Source organism: Niabella terrae, assembly GCF_054783135.1.
Genome location: NZ_BAAGRD010000003.1, coordinates 230,626 through 246,962, shown reverse-complemented (window position 1 = coordinate 246,962; position 16,337 = coordinate 230,626). Strand labels below are relative to the sequence as shown.

Here is a 16,337-nt window from a genome sequence, read left to right as displayed (position 1 = left end):
TTTTTAATTATCTGTTTACAATTGGGTTTAATGAGTTGCAACAGCTACTTCAACTCATCCAATACTTTATACATTTTGCGGATCAATGTGTACTGACTGCCGTTATAATTATTGATCAGCATCGAAAAAATATAAGTATTTCCATCCCGTGACTTTTGGTATCCTGTAAAACCCTTAACCCGGTTAATGGTACCGCTTTTCATTTTCATGTCATTGTAAAAAGGGAAGGCTTCATAAAAATCGGTGAACCAGGGCCGGTCACGGCTGTAGCGCAATATCGCCACCTGTGCATGAGGTGTAATCCGGTTTTGCGGAGATAGTCCCGAACCATCATATAGATGCAGTTCTTCCGTATCGATACCTTTATCTTTCCAGTAGGCCTGAATCGCCTCAATACCGTTGTCAGTTGTGGCCGCGCCTTTCTGATGCAGACCGATGGTCTTCAGCAGGGCTTCTCCATACAGGTTGATGCTTTTTCTCAGGAACCAGTAGATGATCTTTGACAGGGAGGGCGATTGGTGGGTAAATAACCAATCGGCGCCGGCATACCGTTGATCGGTGATTTCAATGGCACCGGCGGGCAGGCTCACCTGATCTTTCAGTTCCTGCTGTATGGTCCGGGCGAGTTGTCCGGCGGGATCATACATTGAACCGGAAATGGTAAAACTGCTTTTACCGGATGGGATCGTTCCCTTCAGGACGCCGGCAGAACGGCCATCTGAGGGATAGTATAAATAGCTGTTATCACTGCTTTGGGGCCCCGCCGCAATTGCTTCTGAAACAATCTCATAATTATAAAGCCGGGGAATGGTCTTGAGAATCTTAACCTGACTGCCCGTGGTGGCACCAGACTGCAGGACCAGATCAAACTGGTTCTCCCGCCAATTCAACCCCCTGGCCCCGGCCCCGTAGTATTGCCCCAGATCCTGCCATATCCAGCCATCCGGAATCCCCTGTTCCGCACTCCAGTTTTTCTGACTGATACAAATAAAATCCAGTTTCGATACCTGCTTTTCCTTCAATGCAGCCTTCAGGCGATCCAGTATGACCGATTCTTTGGTGGATTCCCAACGCCAGCTGCCCAGGGTGGGATCACCAGAAGCTTCAATATACAGTCCCCGCTTGCCCTGTCGTTCCAAAATACCAAACCTGGTAGCATAACGATAATCCTTGCCCAGAACTTCAAAAGCTGTTGCAGCCGTCACGATCTTTTCGGTAGAAGCCGTTGCCAGACCTGTAAGTCCCTGCTGATTCAATACCTCTGCCCCGGTTGCCGCATTGACCACGTAGAATCCCACACTGGCAAACCGAAGCTGGTCGTCCTTATTAAATTGTTCCATGGCAGCTGCCAGTTTTTTTCCGGTCTGCCCCAGCACAACGGATGCGGGCAGCAGTAATAAAATACAGCAGAGCCATCCGACTGCAGGAAGCTGCCGGTAAGAGTGCCTTCCTTCTGCACTAACTGATTTACTTATGAACGACCTTATGAAAAATCTTCTGATAACTTCATACATCTGCAACCTGATTTACCTGTTTGAATATAATTTACCATTGAATGACACGCACCTTATAGACCCGAAGATCCGGGATAGGTATCCGCGCCGGTTTTGTATTTAAATAAATATTATGGGTCCACCAGCTTTCCTCCGCGATGGTGTATACCAGCTTTTCCGAACCCGGCTCAAAATTCGCCGATTTTATATTATGCCGGCCCTGCAGGGGCACGAATACGGTAAATTTTCCTGTCTCCAGGTTGAAACGATAGACATTTTCATGGGTACTGACCAGCAAGGCGTCTTTGCCTATGGCGGTCAGGTCGTGCCCTCCTTCGTCGGGCAAGGTCCAGACAGCCTCCTGCTTCAGTGAAGGCGCGCCTGATTTTCCTGCCAACCGGTACGACCGAAGCTGGTCAAATCCCAGCGCATACAACCTTTTTGTTTCAGCATTCCAGATGACACCATGCCCCGAATACAGGCTGTCTCTCCACAGGCAGTTTTCCGGTTGGTTCAGGTCGTAGATTTCCAGGCTATTGCCTTTTTTATGGGTGGACAAAGCCACTGCTACAAGATCACCCGGTAGCAGCTCGGCGCTATGTGCCATCGGCACCCTGGCATAGAACAATATTTTACGGGTGGCGGTATCCAATAAGATGACGGCGCCTCCCGAAGAAGTCAGCAGCAATTTTCTACCCTGATCCACCGGCTTACACTCATCCAGCGGAATCAGCAACCGCTGATATGCGGCAGGTATTTCACTGGCTTCCGACACCTTCCACGCCCAGATCGTTTTTCCCGCTGTGCTGTCAGAACTCGCTACATCCAGGATTCGTACCTGATCGCCACCGCAAAGGACCAGGCGCTGCTGTGCGCGGACACCCACCGGAAACAAACCCATTACCATTAAAAAATACAGTAGCTTCCAGCTGAGAAGAATTTTCATTTCAGGAATTGCTTTTTAAATTTTCAATATTTCAAAGATATTTGTTTTAAACTTTCTCCAAATGAATGAAATAAATGCCTCAATCATCACAGTCGGCGACGAACTGCTGATTGGTCAGACGATCGACACCAATAGTGCTTTTATCGGCCAGGAACTGAACAAAGCCGGTATCTGGGTACGCCGTAGGGTGGCGGTGGGCGATGTCTATGAAGATATGTGGCAGGCCCTGGACGAAGAGGTACGGCAATCCCGACTGATTATTATCACGGGAGGTCTGGGACCTACTGCCGACGATCTCACCAAGCCCCTGCTCAGTGACTACTTTAAGGCGCCCCTGGTGCGTAATCATCAGGTCCTGGCACATCTGGAAGACTTATTCAGGAATGTTTATAAACGTGAAGGGCCGCTACCGGAAATCCAGCAGCAACAGGCAGATCTGCCACAGGGATGCACGGTACTGCACAATGCACATGGCACTGCTGCCGGTATGTGGCTGGAGCGGACCGATAACCAGGGTCAGAAAACAGTCGTCGTTTCCCTGCCGGGCGTACCCTATGAAATGAAAAAAATTGTTACGGATGAACTAATGCCCAGGCTCAGCGCAGGTTTCGGTGGTTTTCAGGTAGTCCATAAAGTGTTATCCACTTTCGGCATGGGCGAATCCAGCGTAGCAGCCCGCCTTGAAGATTTTGAAAAGGCACTCCCGGCACATATCCGGCTGGCTTATCTGCCGGGCTATGGTATGGTAAAACTGCGACTGACTGGTAAAGGAACCGAGCGGTCCCTGCTGGAAATGGAAATGGAAACGCATTTCCAGACTATGAAAACCCTGCTGGCTGCCATAATCATAGCAGAAAACGATGATCCACTGGAAGTCATCGTTGGAAAAATACTGAAGGAACAGGGCAAATCGATGGCTTCCGCTGAAAGTTGTACAGGCGGATTGATCGCACACCTGGTCACCAGTATCCCCGGTTCTTCCGACTATTATAAAGGAACCGTGGTGGCTTATAGCAACGAGATCAAAGAACAAGTGCTTGGCGTTGATCCTCAGGTACTGAAAACGGTGGGCGCAGTCAGTGAAACTACCGCACAACAAATGGTACAGGGTGCTATCCGCACTATGGGAACCGACTATGCGGTTGCCACATCCGGCATCATGGGTCCGGGGGGTGGCAGCGAAGCAAAGCCAGTGGGCACCGTATGGATCGCCGCAGGCAGCAAAGAGTCGATCCGCACCAAACAGCTCCATCTCGGTTTTGACAGAACCCGTAATATACAAACGACAGCCCTCCACACTTTAAATCTGTTGCGCCGGTTGATGCTGGGTGAGCAACTGCCGTAAATCATCGGATGATCCCTACCGGCTATTCCTGCCCCGAAGGGAGGATCCGGATCCTAGGTCCCGTGAAAGACGCAAACGGTACTTCGCAGGTATATCCACCGTGAAAACTGCATTTTCCATAAAGTTCCGGCTGCACGGGGAAGGCTGGCTGGAATCGAAATACCGTTCCCGTTCAAATCATTATTTTTGTCGGGTTGCTTTGAAGGGTGCGGTGGAAGTTTTTAATTGGATTATAAAATAATAATTTATGGCAATCGTTGAATTGGTGTTACCGAAATTGGGCGAAAGTATCATGGAGGCCACGATCTTAAAGTGGCTGAAACAGGTAGGCGACCCCGTTCAGGTCGATGAAACGGTACTGGAAATTGCCACCGATAAAGTCGACAGCGAAGTGCCCAGCACTGCCGAGGGAATCCTTACAGAAATTCTTTTCAACGAGAATGATGTCGTTCCCGTCGATACGGTGATTGCCCGGATTCAAACCGAAGCTGACAGCGCATCAGACGCCCTTTCAACTGCCCCCCCCAGGGAAGCAGCGCCCACCATCACAGAAGACCAGCCAGCAACCGAACCAGTCGCCGAAACGACCGCAGAAGTGGTTTCCAGTCAGCTCAAGACTGAAAAACCTGCTCCGGTTGCCGGCGGTAGATTTTACTCCCCCCTGGTACTGAATATTGCTGCCAGCGAAAATATTCCACTGAGTGAACTGGAACAGATTCCCGGAACGGGAAGTGGTGGCCGGGTGACCAAAAATGACCTGCTCAAATACATCGAACAGGGCAGAAAGGCGACCACGGCGCCGGGCGCTGTCGCTTCCCAACCATTGCCGGCGGTACAACATAGCAGTAGCAGTTCGGACAATGTGGAAATTATTGAAATGGACCGGATGCGGCGGTTGATCGCTGACCATATGGTACGCAGTGTGCAAACCAGTCCGCATGTTACCAGTTTTAGTGAAGCGGATGTAACCAATATTGTGTTGTGGCGGGATTCGGTGAAAAAAGACTTCGAAAAACGGGAAGGCACCAAGATTACTTTTATGCCTCTGTTTATCGAAGCTATAGTAAGATGTATTAAGAAATTCCCGATGATCAACAGTTCGGTAGACGGCGACCGGATCATTCTGAAAAAAGATATTCATATCGGTATGGCCACGGCGCTGCCCAATGGCAACCTGATCGTACCGGTGATTAAAAATGCTGATCAGCTCAATCTGGTCGGACTGGCCAAACAGGTCAACCATCTGGCAGATGCTGCCCGAAACGGAAAACTCAAAGCCGATGATACCCAGGGCGGCAGTTTTACGCTGACCAATGTCGGCACTTTTGGTAGTCTGATGGGTACGCCCATCATCAATCAGCCCCAGGCGGCCATTATGGCCGTGGGTGCGATTAAAAAGCGGCCGGTAGTGATTGAAACAGCTCAGGGTGACAGTATCGCCATCCGGCATATGATGTACCTCAGTATGAGTTATGATCACCGGATAATCGATGGCAGCCTGGGTGCTTCCTTCGTGACTGCGGTGGCAAGGGAACTGGAAGGTTTCCGGGACGGTACTTTCTAATAACTTTGGAGATCGATGCGATGATGCTAGGTAACCGGGGAGGCCAGCAACTGCTTCAGGGCCGTCTGTATATCGGGATATCGGAAGACAAAACCGTTATCGGTCAATTTCTTACTGCTTGCGGTTGTGCTCTTCAGCAATTCACCACCGAGTTCTCCCAAGGCCAACCGCAGCAGGCGGCTGGGTACCATCATCCTGGTGAAAAATTTTCCTTTCAGTACCTCTGCCAGTGTGGTCATAAAACGGCGGTTGCTGACCGGCTCAGGAGCCACGGCATTATAAACACCGCTATAGTTCGACTTGCGGATAGCCTGCAGGTATAAATGCACCAGATCATCAATATGTATCCAGCTCATGATTTGGCGACCCTGTCCCATCAGGGTAGCAAAACCGAGTTGCACCGGTCGCTTTAATGCGGTCAAAATACCACCCTGATTACTTAACACCACCCCGGTTCTCAGCACCACCTTTCTAAGGGTGGTTTCCCGCAGCGGATCCAGTGCCGCTTCCCATTCGTAACAAAGGCGGCCCAGAAAGTCCGATGCCGGTGGGGCCCCTTCCTGAAAGGGTTCGGAATACCGGATTTTCGGATCCGCACCATACCATGCAACACCCGAAGCACTGACAAAAGTCTTAACATTTCCAAAGTCCGCTGCCAGTGTCTGAGCCAACAGCCGGCCCGAATTTACCCGGCTGCCCATGATTTCCTTTTTGCGGGCCTTCGTCCATCTTTTATCCGCCAGACCAGCCCCCGCCAGATGTATGATATGGTCGGCTTTACGCAGTTGTTCGCCATCTATCGTTCCAGTGTCCGGGTCCCAGTGGATAAGCCGTACGGGGCCCTGTACCACCCCTGGGGGCTTACGGGTAAATAAAAGCACCTCGTAGCCCTTGGCAATCAATACCTTCGTCAGTGCCTTGCCCACCAGTCCGGTACCTCCTGTTATCAAGACCCGCTCCATATTACAAAATTACCCTAATTCCTCAGAAGCGTCTGTTAAATGCCGCTAAAAAAAGACCTCCCGCAAAAGCGGGAGGCAACAACTATAAACTAATCCAAACATCACGTGAATTTTCACAGGGGTTAATCAGGTTTTTTACCATCAAGAAAGGTGTTGATGGTATTAATCTGACCCTGGTTCTGGTTATCTGACGACACTTCGATTTTGCTATAGTAACTTTCAATATGTGAAGTATTGCTGGCGAGTTCCATATTCCGACGGATATAGGCCGGAACGTTTTCAAACTCGTTGGTGGGATCTCCGGAATTTACATTGAAAGAAAGATTCCGCAGTTTCTGCAGTCTTTCCATTTGTCTGCGTTTTTGCATTTCCTGATCTTCTGCCTGTTGCATTTCTATGCTGGTGGCAGGTGGCTCCGCCGTATGTCCGAAGTTGACAACAGGCGATTCTTCTGCTGGCTCGATTTTTTCAAAGAGTCCCATTTCTTCGGCAGTAACGGAAGGCGCTTCAGGAGTGGCAGCCGCACGTACGGGCAATTCCCCTTCTGTATCCGCATAGATGTTCACGGGCTTTCTCAGAAAGCCTTTACCCTGGGTTGCCGTATCATCTGTTTCTGTCTCCTGTACCGGTTTTTGTTCCAGCACACGTTCGCCTGGGATGGCCGGAGAAAAGAATACGGAATCTTCCTCGCGCTTATCGGCAGTCAGTTCTTTATCCTGCTGTTCCACATCACTGACAAATTTCATATCTGCTTCCACAGCTTTCTGTCCCAGCATGAAGTTTATTACTGCCGGTTCATTCGTATCTTCTTTATCCTGAACCACATCTTCAACAGTAGGCATTGGCGCATCTTCCAACGGAATGGCTTCCACCAGTCGGGGTGCCAGTGCATCCAGCACCACGGGTGCTTCCGCTTCCGCTTCCACGGTTGCAGGTGTTGCCACCTCGGGAATATCGGTACCGGTGACTTCTGCTGGTTTCTGTGCACCCTCGGCATTCAGGGTCATGACAATCTTTCCTTCGGCGGCTTCTTCTTTCTTCAGCAGTGGTTTAACAAAAGGATCCTTATTCTCGAAACCGGTAGCAATCAGGGTAATGCCAATCTGATCGCCCAGTGATTCGTCGTAACCCATTCCCAGGATTACATCCGTCGTTTCTCCCGCCTGGGTCAGTAAATGAGATTGGATAATTTCTACTTCGTCCATCGTAAATTCGTGCTCGCCTTCAGCCGAATTGATATTGATTAAAATCCATTTGGCGCCACGGATATCATTGTCATTCAGGAGGGGTGAATTCAGCGCTTCTTCGATCGCACGCTGTGCCCGGTTTTCACCGGAAGCAGCAGCGCTTCCCAGTATGGCCACACCGCCATTTTTCATTACCGTACAAACATCGGCAAAATCCACATTGATCTGACCGGTACTATTGATGACATCGGTGATACATTTGGCGGCAGTGGCCAGCACATTATCTGCCTTCTCGAAAGCTTCCCGCATTTTCAGATTACCAAACTGGTGGCGCAGTTTGTCATTACTGATCACCAGCAGGGTATCTACATACTGTTTTAACTGCTTGATGCCTTCTTCCGCCTGTAAATGTCTTTTTTTGCCTTCATAGGCAAAAGGCATGGTCACAATCCCAACTGTAAGGACGCCCAGGTTTTTACTGATTTTAGCAATAATTGGCGCACCCCCGGTACCGGTACCGCCGCCCATACCGGCAGTAATGAAAACCATTTTTGTATTGGTTTCCAGAATGCGTTTAATTTCCTCCAGCGATTCCTCGGTAGCCTGACGTCCGATTTCAGGATTGGCACCCGCACCCAGACCGGAGGTAAGCTGTGGCCCCAGCTGGATTCTGTTGGGTATCTTGCTTTGCGCCAGGGCCTGGGCATCCGTATTACATATAATAAAATTTACGCCGTCGATGTTTTGGCTGAACATGTGGTTCACGGCATTCCCGCCGCCACCACCTACTCCTACCACTTTGATGATAGAAGACTGCTCCTGGGGTAAATCGAACTGTATCATAACGTTAAAATTTTTGACTCTCTGCGAGCCAGATTTAAAATAGGGTTAGTATGAAAATCACCACACGCTATTGTCGGTGTCTGCAGACAGCAACAACAGGATTTGATGAAAAAATTATTAAAAGAACTATAAAATGGATTCCTCGGTTATATCCATCAGGCGAAATGATTGTCTTCCTCTTCTGCGAAAATGCTGATCAGACCATCCTTGAACCGTTTCCAGAAATCAGAAACCGGTTTGCGGTTGGGCTTTTCGGATGCATCGGATTTCGCTGTTACTTCTTCTTGGATTTCGGCAGCGATTTCAGCTTCAGATTTCTTCAAATCGCTGGGCACTTCGACATTTATAAAGCTTTTTTCAAACTGCTTCCGGTTATTTTCGAAATCATCATAGCCTTTCAGGATCAGACCGAGACAGGTGGAATAAGTCGGCTTCGCGAGTTCCTCAATATGTCCGGCAGCCAGGTGCTCGTTGGGCAGACCGATACGCGCCGGCATCCCGGTCACATACTCGGTGAGCTGAATCAGATGCCTTAACTGGGAACCACCCCCCGTCAGCACAATGCCGCCATTCAGCTGCCGGTTGTCCATGCCAATTTGCTTCAGGTGATAGGTAACGAAATCCAGAATTTCACTCATCCGGGCCTGAATAATATTGGCCAGATTCTTAACACTGATTTCTTTGGAGGGCATCCCTCTTAATCCGGGAATCGTAATATAGGCATTGGCCTTGGCCTCATTGGCCAGCGCGCTACCGAACTGGGTTTTCATTCTTTCCGCCTGGGTTCTCAATACACCCAGACCGGTCTTGATATCACTGGTGATATTCTCACCCGCAAATGGAATCACGGCTGTATGGCGTAAAACACCTTCGGCAAAGACCGCCAGGTCCGTGGTACCACCACCCACATCCACGATGGCAACACCGGCTTCCAGATCCTCCTGTGCCATGACCGCGGCCGCTGAGGCCAGGGGTTGCAAAACCAGATCTTTGGTACGCAGACCTGCTTTCTCCACACTGCGGTTGATATTCCGAATCGCATTCTTGTCGCCGGTAATGATATGGAAATTAGCGCCCAGCTTTACCCCGCTATAGCCGATTGGACGGACGATATTCGGCATATTATCCACGGTATATTCCTGCGCAATGACATCAATAATCTGATCTCCTGCCGGAATATAGGTTTTATACTGTTTGCTGATCAGCATATCAACTTCAGCCTGGGTTATTTCTTCCTCCTCGTTTTCACGAACAATATCGCCCCGGGTTTGCAGACTCTTGATATGATGTCCGGCAATACCGACGTATACGTCGTTAATACTGAGATTCGGGTTCAGGGAAAGACAATTGTCCAGTGCCTGGCGGATTGCTTTGATGGTTTCGTCAATGTTGAGTACCTGACCGTGTTTCACACCGTTGCTGTTCGCCTTTCCAAAGCCAAGAATTTCAAGTTTGCCAAACTCATTCTTACGCCCAGCGATCACTGCGATTTTGGTGGTACCAATGTCTAGACCTACAATAATGGGTTGTTCGGAATTCATCGTATGTTGTTTTTAGTTGTTTGCCTGTTAAAAAAGTTCCTGATTTATTTTCCTAGTTCCTTTTCTTCTCTGTGTTGTTTGACTTCTTCTCCTTCCCGGTTGTTGTTTTCCCTGAAGTTTTCTTTTTGTCTGTGTCCTTTTTCTTACTATCTGTCGTTTGCTTCGCTACGGTTTTCTTTGTCGTTGCCTTCCCGGATTCCGGCTTTTTTCCCGGACGGGCCTGCGCTGTAGATTTCCCGGTTTGCGGCTTTGCTGATTCAGATGCGGTTTCGCTTCGCTTGATGGCAGCTACGGTCCCCGTTTCCGAATCAGTTACTACCAATTCTTCTCCCAGCGGGTTGATGAACAGCCCCCGCGCCTCGATACTGGTATCGGTAGGCATATTGGTAATCGGCGGAAGCGTGGGTGCCACCTGCAGCATTTCATTTGTTTTTCTGGATTGCGCCAGCAAATGTTCTATATTCTTTCGCAATTGCAGGGAATCCACCCGGTCATAATCACCTTTTACACCGATGACCTGACCGTCGTACTGCACATCAATTTTGCTGTATTTATCAAATCCGGTACGTTTCAGCACCTGATCGTAAAAAAGGAAAAGCCGGTGAAACTTCGATGCAATATCACTACCATCACCCAGATCTACTTTATGGCTGCCGACAACCGGTATCATCTCCATCGACCAGCAGTCCGCGCCGCAATTCCGAATATCGACCTGCGCAACCTGGGCATTCCAGAAAGAATCACTGGAAATAAAAGATGCGGTCGCAATCATATTCTGCAACAGAACGCTATCGGCAGCATCCATAATCTTTTTAGACACATAGCCTGTAAATACCGGCAGGTCCAGGCTCACCTGGTCTGACAACGGAATGCGTTTGCCGGCTTCATCGATATAGAAAGAACTGCCTGTCGTCGTGAATATCCGGGCCATGGGCTCCCTTTCCATGACATTGGCATGCAGGAAATTGTTATTGTCAAAATACAAATCCGCATTATATACCCAGGCGCTTTGTTCCAGCAGGTCTTCCATCAAAGGCAGATTGAAATCCGATTTTTTCTGACCGGCAACTTCCCCCTTACCAGCTGCTTTCAAGAGCGCTGCGATCTGATCCTCGGTCGTGAAAAGCATATCAGGCCGAAAACCGGTAATCTGTATTTTATAACCTTTGCAGCGCCCGGATTCCTGAACACGCATAGCCGCAGTAATCAGCGTTACCATACCGGTGATGACGCCCAGCCACATCAGGGAGAGCAACATTCTTTTTATGGCGCGTTTTGTGTTCACTTGCTTAATATTTGTTTTATCGGTTCTGTTAACTTATCTATATCCCCGGCACCGGCCAGTACCAGCACTTCTCCAAACTCCCTGTTCCTGGACGCGTTGAACTTTTCGGCCCAGGTTAATAATTCCGCGGCGGTCAGTACTTCCTTATGTTCCAGCGTCATCCGGTCCAATATCAATGCGCTGCTGACGCCCGCAACCGGCAGTTCCCTGGCTGGGTAAACAGGCAGTAATTTTACACTGTCGGCTTCATCCAGTACCGCCGCAAATTCTTCCGCAAAATCCCGGGTCCTGCTGAACAAATGAGGCTGGAATACCAGCGTACATCTGCGTTGCGGAAACAAGGTCTTTACCCCCCGGATCAATGCCTTCAGTTCTTCGGGATGATGGGCATAATCATCAATAAAAACCAGCTCCGGTGTCTTTATCAGGTATTCAAAGCGACGTTTCACGCCCCGGAAACCGGCGACCGCTGACCGGATGGCTTCCGCTGAAATATCGAGTGCATCTGCGACCGCAATGGCTGCCATACAGTTTTCGACATTGTGCATGCCGCCCATCGAGAGTTCCACCCCTTCAATGGTTCGGCCGGGCAGTACCGCATCAAATCGGTATCCGCCATCCTGCAGTTCAATACGGGCACCGTAGATATCAGCAGATTCATTCTGCAGGCTGTAGCTGAACACCCGGTCTGCCTCCATGCGGCGGTCCAGTCCAAACTTTTTAAGCAAAAGCCCGCCGGGTTTTACCCGTCCGGCAAACGCCCGATAGGCTTCGGCCACCTGCTCCGGCGTTCCGTAGATATCCAGATGATCTGCGTCAGCGGCTATTACCACCGCGATATCGGGACTCAGTTTTAAAAAGCTCCGGTCATATTCGTCGGCCTCAATGACACAGACATTTCTTTCATCGCTCCAGAAATTGGTCTGATAGTTTGCAGATACCCCGCCCAGGAATGCATTGCAGCCATATCCACTGTCCCGGAGAATATGAGCAACCATGGTGGAAGTTGTCGTTTTACCATGTGTGCCGGCGACGCAGATATTAAAAGAACTTTCGGTTATCAGCTTCAGGATATCACTGCGTTTGACTACCGGGTAGCCCTGCTGCTGATAGTAGACCAGCTCGGGATGATCAGCCGGTATCGCCGGTGTATAAATGACATAATCTACTTCTTTCGGCGCCGTAGCGATATCTGCCTGATACCGCAGCCGGATGCCTTCGGCTTCCAGCTGACGGGTCATCGCGGTCTCCGTCCGGTCATAACCGCTCACCGTGATCCCCCGGCTATTGAAGTACCGGGCGATGGCACTCATACCGATGCCACCGATACCTATAAAGTAAACGGCTTTCAGGGCGTCAATATGGTTACCTTTCTGATTCATTTTTTATTTATTCGCTTCAATTATCATTTTTTATCATTCAACACCTGCAGCACTTCGGCCGCAATCCTTTCATCTGCATCTTTTACCGAGAGGGGTGCCAGCTTTTCAATCATGGCAGCGCGTTGGCCGGCATCCGCCGCCAGCGTCAGGATCTGCGCTAAGCCTTCTTCTTTCACCCGGGCATCGGGAATCATGCGGGCGGCCCCCTGGTCGGTGAGCTGCCTGGCATTCACCGTCTGATGATCTTCCGCCGCAAAGGGATAGGGCACAAAAATCGCCGGCTTGCCTACCACACAGATTTCCGCGACGGTCATGGCGCCTGCTCTTGCCATTACCAGATCCGCTGCTGCATAGGCCAGCTCCATACGATCGATAAAAGCACCGGCCCAAACCCCTGGTCGTCCTGCAGCCGCTTCCGCTTTCGCTGCATCAAAACCTTTTCCTGTTTGCCAGATCAATTGCAAACCGGCATCCTGTAAGCGGTCAAGACCCGCCGCAATGGCTTCATTGATCGACCGGGCGCCCAGGCTGCCGCCAACAACCAGCAGGGTGGTTTTTCCGCTAACCAATCCGAAGGCCTCCAGCGCAGATTCCCGGTTGACCTGACCTGCGGCAATATCTTTTCTTACCGGATTTCCGGTGACGATGATCTTCTGTGCCGGGAAAAACCGATCCATACCTGCGGTCCCGGTAAATATCTTCGTGGCGTCTGCCGCCAACATCTTATTGCTCCTGCCGGCGAATGAATTGGATTCATGAATAAAATTCGGAATGTCCAATGCCTGTGCCTGCTTGAGCACCGGAAAGGTGGAATAACCCCCCACACCGATCACTGCGTCGGGGCGAAACTCCCTGAAAATGCGGCGCACCTGAAAAAAACTCCGGATCAGTTTCAGGGGCAGTCCCAGATTTTTAAACAAAGAACTTCTGTTAAAGCCTGCAATATCCAATCCCACAATACGATAGCCCGCCTTGGGTATCCGTTCCATCTCCATTTTGCCCCGGGCTCCCACAAAGAGAATCTCTGTATCGGGTGCCTGTTGCTTCAGCGCATTGGCAATGGCTACCGCAGGGAAAATATGTCCCCCGGTTCCGCCGCCTGCTATGATAATCTTCTTATGCGCCATCGGTTTCTTTTTCCTTATTTTTTGCAGCCACATGCGCCGGCTCCAGGTGTTCCACATTTCTGGATACGCTCAGGATGATCCCGATTGCCAGACAGGTAAACAGAAAACTGGATCCGCCCATGCTGACCAGTGGCAGGGTCACCCCGGTTACCGGAAACAGGTTCACGGTGACCGCCATATTCGCCATTGCCTGGATGGCCAGGGTAAAACTCAGTCCCAGTGCCAGAAATGCGCCGAAGGCAAACGGACATTTTTTAAATATCCGGATGCATCGGTACAGGAAGACCAGGTATACAAAAATCAAAAAAGCGCCGCCCATCAGCCCGTACTCCTCTATGATTATGGCGAATATGAAATCATTATACGCCTGCGGCAGGTAATTGCGGGTGGTACTGTTACCGGGTCCCACACCGACCAGACCGCCATTTGCTATGGCGATTTTAGCCTGATTGACCTGGTACATTTCGTCGTTATCGGCTTCTTTTCCACCATAAATAAATCTTTCCACCCGGCCCACCCAGGTGCTCACACGAATCAGTAAGGTGTTCTCTTTCTTCTCTGTTACTACCGTTGTCGCCTGTGGCGTGAGCTCCGATTCCGCCGACTTATCACTACTGTGTTTCGCCACAGCCGCGATGATGAGCATAACGATCGGAATCAATGCCAGTCCCGCCACGAGCAATAAATGTTTGATATCGACCCTTCCCATAAACAACAGGATCAGACAACTCAGACCCAGCAACAGGGCCGTGGACAGGTTGGCCGGTGCGATCAGTGCACAGGTGATACCTATCGGTATGATCACCGGCAAAAATCCTTTCTTAAAACTTTTTATCACCTGCTGCTTGCGACTCAGCAGCCGCGCCAGGTACATGAACAGCGCCAGTTTGGCCAGATCAGAAGTCTGCATGGTCATATTGATGATCGGCAGTTTGATCCAACGGCTTCCGTCATTGATCCGGGCACCAAAGAATAAGGTATAAATCAGCAGGGGTACACTCAGTACGAAAAGAATCTGTGCGACCTTGGAATAAATGGTATAATTAACCCGGTGGGCAAAATACACGACGGCAAATCCCAGTAGGATAAAGGCAATCTGCTTGAACAGGTAGATCTCGGTATTGCCCTTGTGGTTCCGGTAAGCCAGTGAACCGGTGGCACTGTATACTGCCAGCAGGGACACCAGGGTCAGCAGCACCACCAGGGCCCAGATCACTTTATCACCGCGGGTATGCCGGTTGATATTGGACCGCCAGTCTGCCGGAGTGGCCTGTTTGGATATGTCGGTTATCGCTGCCATAGTAACAGTTCCCTTTTTTATTAATTATAACTCGATGACGGCATGTTTAAACTGGACGCCCCGGTCTTCATAATTCTTAAACAGATCGAAGCTGGCGCAACCGGGGCTCAGCAGTACTGCATCACCAATCGCTGCGTGGTTGAACGCTGCATGTACCGCTTCTGCCGCACTACCGGTATCAATAATGGCAGGTACCAGTCCCTCAAATGCCTCATGTATTTTTTTATTATCCACACCCAGGCAAACGATGGCTTTCACTTTCTCTTTGACCAGATCAGCCAGTAAACCGTAATCATTGCCCTTATCCACGCCTCCCAGTATCAAAACGGTAGGCTTTTCCATGCTTTCCAGGGCATACCAGGTGGAATTAATATTCGTGGCTTTGCTGTCGTTGATGAAGTCAACACCCCTGATGGTCGCCACAAACTCCATCCGGTGCTCCAGATTCTGGAAGGTTTGTACCGCTTCACGGATTTTTTCCTTTCTGATCTTCATTGTCGCGCCTGTCAGACATCCGGCCATAGTGTTGTATTGATTGTGTTTGCCCTTCAGCGCAAAATCGTATACGCTCATGCTAATAAATTCATCTCCTGTCCTTACATACATCTCGCCGTCCTTGATAAATGCCGTACTGTTTTCTTGTGCCATACTGATGGTTAATTGGTTTGAGTGGATATTAAATTGTTCGATATATTTCATGGTCGTCGGATCATCGAGATTGTAAATGAAATAATCCGTCGCCTGCTGATTTTCAATGATCCGGAACTTACTTTTGATATAGTTCTCAAAATTGTAATCATACCGATCCAGGTGATCTTCTGTAATATTTGTCAGGACCGCGATATCCGGCCGGAACTCACGAATATCATCCAACTGAAAACTGCTGATCTCCACGACATATACCTCACTGGGCTCACTGGCTACCTGTCTGGCCAGTGAAGTACCGATATTGCCTGTCAGCGCCGCGTCAATGCCGCCTGTTCTCAGGATATGATGAATCAGCGCCGTCGTTGTGGTTTTACCATTACTACCGGTAATGGCAACCATTTTTGCAGGCCCTTTGTGCCGGTAAGCCAGTTCAATCTCACTGATCACCGGAATGCCTTTGGCACGAACCGCGCGCACCAGCTCATTGTTTTCCGGAATACCGGGGCTCTTGACAATTTCATCGGCTTCCAATACCCGCCGGTTATCATGTCCGCCTTCCTCCCAGGGAATACCTGCCGCATCGAGTTCATTGCGGTAATGCGGTTTCAAAGAACTGCTGTCGGATACGAAGACCTCATAGCCCTGCTGTTTCGCCAGCAAAGCAGCGCCTACACCACTTTCGCCTCCACCCAGTATGACCAGCTTTTCCGACAT

General features: G+C 49.9%; 12 protein-coding genes. 2 read left to right on the top strand and 10 right to left on the bottom strand.

Features of this window, described 5'->3' with window-relative positions:
• Positions 1–44: 44 nt before the first annotated feature.
• Together dacB and ACYVI9_RS03870 are read right to left on the bottom strand one after the other, a co-directional pair.
• The gene (gene dacB, locus ACYVI9_RS03875; protein WP_460760943.1) at positions 45–1,514 is read right to left on the bottom strand and encodes a D-alanyl-D-alanine carboxypeptidase/D-alanyl-D-alanine endopeptidase; all 1,470 of its coding nucleotides are present in this window, start codon (positions 1,512–1,514) and stop codon (positions 45–47) included.
• A gap of 31 nt (positions 1,515–1,545) precedes the next feature.
• Positions 1,546–2,439 carry a DUF6528 family protein gene (locus ACYVI9_RS03870; protein ID WP_460760940.1) on the bottom strand — a complete coding sequence of 298 codons (894 nt, stop codon included), beginning with the start codon at positions 2,437–2,439 and terminating at the stop codon, positions 1,546–1,548.
• Positions 2,440–2,500: 61 nt separating this feature from the next.
• Here ACYVI9_RS03870 and ACYVI9_RS03865 point away from each other — a divergent pair, with 61 nt between their 5' ends.
• The gene (locus ACYVI9_RS03865; RefSeq protein ID WP_460760938.1) at positions 2,501–3,784 is read left to right on the top strand and encodes a CinA family nicotinamide mononucleotide deamidase-related protein; all 1,284 of its coding nucleotides are present in this window, start codon (positions 2,501–2,503) and stop codon (positions 3,782–3,784) included.
• A gap of 247 nt (positions 3,785–4,031) precedes the next feature.
• A complete protein-coding gene (locus ACYVI9_RS03860; protein ID WP_460760935.1) occupies positions 4,032–5,348 on the top strand; it encodes a dihydrolipoamide acetyltransferase family protein in 1,317 nt (438 codons plus the stop codon).
• A 26-nt stretch (positions 5,349–5,374) separates the two neighbouring features.
• Here ACYVI9_RS03860 and ACYVI9_RS03855 read toward each other — a convergent pair whose 3' ends face one another.
• The 8 genes from ACYVI9_RS03855 to murD form a co-directional block, all read right to left on the bottom strand.
• Positions 5,375–6,310 carry a TIGR01777 family oxidoreductase gene (locus ACYVI9_RS03855; protein WP_460760933.1) on the bottom strand — a complete coding sequence of 312 codons (936 nt, stop codon included), beginning with the start codon at positions 6,308–6,310 and terminating at the stop codon, positions 5,375–5,377.
• 122 nt (positions 6,311–6,432) lie between these two features.
• The gene (ftsZ, locus tag ACYVI9_RS03850; RefSeq protein ID WP_460760930.1) at positions 6,433–8,340 is read right to left on the bottom strand and encodes a cell division protein FtsZ; all 1,908 of its coding nucleotides are present in this window, start codon (positions 8,338–8,340) and stop codon (positions 6,433–6,435) included.
• 155 nt (positions 8,341–8,495) lie between these two features.
• Positions 8,496–9,881: a cell division protein FtsA gene (ftsA, locus tag ACYVI9_RS03845; protein WP_460760928.1), complete on the bottom strand. Its 1,386-nt coding sequence runs from the start codon at positions 9,879–9,881 to the stop codon at positions 8,496–8,498.
• 52 nt (positions 9,882–9,933) lie between these two features.
• Positions 9,934–11,166 (bottom strand): cell division protein FtsQ/DivIB, encoded by a 1,233-nt coding sequence (locus ACYVI9_RS03840; RefSeq protein ID WP_460760926.1) that lies wholly within the window; start codon positions 11,164–11,166, stop codon positions 9,934–9,936.
• Complete coding sequence (gene murC, locus ACYVI9_RS03835) at positions 11,163–12,548, bottom strand: UDP-N-acetylmuramate--L-alanine ligase (protein WP_460760923.1); 1,386 nt, start codon at positions 12,546–12,548, stop codon at positions 11,163–11,165. The genes ACYVI9_RS03840 and murC overlap by 4 nt, the downstream gene beginning before the upstream one ends.
• A 23-nt stretch (positions 12,549–12,571) precedes the next feature.
• Entirely contained in the window at positions 12,572–13,675 is a 1,104-nt protein-coding gene (gene murG / locus ACYVI9_RS03830) for an undecaprenyldiphospho-muramoylpentapeptide beta-N-acetylglucosaminyltransferase (RefSeq protein WP_460760921.1), read from the bottom strand.
• On the bottom strand, positions 13,665–14,975 hold the full coding sequence (locus ACYVI9_RS03825; protein WP_460760918.1) for an FtsW/RodA/SpoVE family cell cycle protein: 1,311 nt from the start codon (positions 14,973–14,975) through the stop codon (positions 13,665–13,667). Before ACYVI9_RS03825 ends, murG begins: the two co-directional genes overlap by 11 nt.
• 24 nt (positions 14,976–14,999) lie before the next feature.
• Entirely contained in the window at positions 15,000–16,337 is a 1,338-nt protein-coding gene (gene murD, locus ACYVI9_RS03820; protein ID WP_460760915.1) for a UDP-N-acetylmuramoyl-L-alanine--D-glutamate ligase, read from the bottom strand.

Excerpts from the sequence above, each read along its gene's own strand:
- ftsZ (WP_460760930.1), bottom strand. The coding sequence starts at position 8,340 with ATGATACAGTTCGATTTACCCCAGGAGCAGTCTTCTATCATCAAAGTG.
- murC (WP_460760923.1), bottom strand. The coding sequence starts at position 12,548 with ATGAATCAGAAAGGTAACCATATTGACGCCCTGAAAGCCGTTTACTTT.
- murG (WP_460760921.1), bottom strand. The coding sequence starts at position 13,675 with ATGGCGCATAAGAAGATTATCATAGCAGGCGGCGGAACCGGGGGACAT.
- ACYVI9_RS03825 (WP_460760918.1), bottom strand. The coding sequence starts at position 14,975 with ATGGCAGCGATAACCGACATATCCAAACAGGCCACTCCGGCAGACTGG.
- murD (WP_460760915.1), bottom strand. The coding sequence starts at position 16,337 with ATGTCGGAAAAGCTGGTCATACTGGGTGGAGGCGAAAGTGGTGTAGGC.
- dacB (WP_460760943.1), bottom strand. The coding sequence starts at position 1,514 with ATGTATGAAGTTATCAGAAGATTTTTCATAAGGTCGTTCATAAGTAAA.
- ACYVI9_RS03860 (WP_460760935.1), top strand. The coding sequence starts at position 4,032 with ATGGCAATCGTTGAATTGGTGTTACCGAAATTGGGCGAAAGTATCATG.
- ACYVI9_RS03865 (WP_460760938.1), top strand. The coding sequence starts at position 2,501 with ATGAATGAAATAAATGCCTCAATCATCACAGTCGGCGACGAACTGCTG.
- ACYVI9_RS03870 (WP_460760940.1), bottom strand. The coding sequence starts at position 2,439 with ATGAAAATTCTTCTCAGCTGGAAGCTACTGTATTTTTTAATGGTAATG.
- ftsA (WP_460760928.1), bottom strand. The coding sequence starts at position 9,881 with ATGAATTCCGAACAACCCATTATTGTAGGTCTAGACATTGGTACCACC.
- ACYVI9_RS03855 (WP_460760933.1), bottom strand. The coding sequence starts at position 6,310 with ATGGAGCGGGTCTTGATAACAGGAGGTACCGGACTGGTGGGCAAGGCA.